This window comes from Vibrio sp. 1978, from assembly GCF_033344345.1.
The window spans coordinates 1-804 of sequence record NZ_JAWPOP010000316.1 but is presented as its reverse complement, the minus strand read 5'-3'; the positions used below and the strand labels follow the sequence as shown (position 1 = coordinate 804).

Genomic DNA, 804 nt, shown 5'->3' with positions numbered 1-804 from the left:
AGATTGGATGTCATTAGACATAAGACACCTAAACTCTCAGATCTAAACTTTGAGGCATAGCAGGCGTCTCTTCGGCCACTACGTGAGCAGATAGCAACGACTCCCATGACTCGCTTTGCGTCAACAATTCCGCCAACGCATTTTCAAAATATTCATAATCCAATTGCTCGATGCCAATCAGTTTATTCAAACACAGTACGTGCCTATGATTATCTAAACTGAAAAATAATTGGTGTTCTGGCCAATGGTAATTGAACGCCAAAAAAGAACGATAAAGATCAGAATTGACGATTTGTAATCCAACAATTTCCGCTTCCAGTTGCAGCGTATTCGTTTCTGGATGAAAGATGAAATGAACCTTCAAGTGATCATCAAAAGCTAAGCTTAGTTCATTGTCCGTCAAATGCAGTTCAGGCAAGCCTATTTGATGAGCAAACTTCTGTAAAACCTCATCGATAGTTTGGCGTGCTGACATAGAAACAGTCCTTTTGAGAATTTTATCGGGAAACATATTCGATATCGTGGGGTGTGTTTATCAATTTTGGTTGTTAGTTATTATATTTTGGCCGGAAACCCAGAATTGACACCTTGCTTCTATTCTTACAAATGAGTGCTGGTGCATATAAAGATTAACGGTTATTAAATTCTATTATGGTGAGATTTTGGTTTATATCGACAAGCGATGAAGAATTAGAATTGTGTTATCTTAAAAATTAAATACTATGTTAATTACGTGTTGTACGTGGAACGTTATTGCTGTCCATCTGTAGAATAAATATAAGCCGAAAATTTAAACGTACACAT

The 804-nt window shown here is 36.8% G+C and carries 1 protein-coding gene; it reads right to left on the bottom strand.

What is annotated here, in order from left to right:
- Positions 1-28 precede the first annotated feature (28 nt).
- Complete coding sequence (exsC, locus tag R8N49_RS26335) at positions 29-475, bottom strand: type III secretion system regulatory chaperone ExsC (protein ID WP_005464682.1); 447 nt, start codon at positions 473-475, stop codon at positions 29-31.
- Positions 476-804: the final 329 nt, after the last annotated feature.

Excerpts from the sequence above, each read along its gene's own strand:
- exsC (WP_005464682.1), bottom strand. The coding sequence starts at position 475 with ATGTCAGCACGCCAAACTATCGATGAGGTTTTACAGAAGTTTGCTCAT.